Here is a 723-nt window from a genome sequence, read left to right on the forward strand (position 1 = left end):
CAACCAGAGTTTCTTTACGTGAACGGTCACCTTTATACATCGCACCAATCTGCGGTACAGTCACGTGGGACTCATCGATGATAAGCAAACCATCATGAGGCAAGTAATCGAACAAGGTTGGAGGCGGCTCGCCCTCAGAACGACCACTGAGATAACGTGAGTAGTTTTCGATACCAGAGCAGAAACCGAGCTCATTCATCATCTCGATATCAAACTGTGTACGCTGGCTAATGCGCTGCTCTTCTATTAGCTTGTTATTCTCTAGTAATTGTTTCTTGCGTACTTCGAGCTCAACTTTGATGCTTTCTATCGCTTCGAGAATACGGTCGCGGGGCGTCACGTAGTGCGTTTTCGGGTAAATCGTGTAACGTGGCAAATCTCTTTGTTTCACGACACCCGTCAATGGGTCGAACACACTGATGCAATCCACTTCATCATCAAACATTTCAACACGGACAGCATCTTGGTCAGACTCAGCTGGGAATATGTCGATCACTTCGCCGCGAACACGGAACTGACCGCGTTCAAAAGCGACATCATTACGCGAGTATTGGAGTTCCGCTAGGCGACGAAGCATGTCACGCTGATCGATCACGTCACCACGGCGTAAGTGCAGCATCATCTGTAAATACGACTCGGGATCACCCAAACCATAGATGGCCGAGACCGAAGCGACGATGATGGCATCTTTTCGTTCGAGTAAAGCTTTGGTGGCAGACAAAC

At 48.5% G+C, this 723-nt stretch carries 1 pseudogene; it reads right to left on the reverse strand.

The features are described 5' to 3' along the window. Positions 1-723, reverse strand: a pseudogene (locus R7Q11_RS26190) (excinuclease ABC subunit B); the annotation flags it as partial.

The organism is Vibrio sp. 970 (assembly GCF_033339075.1).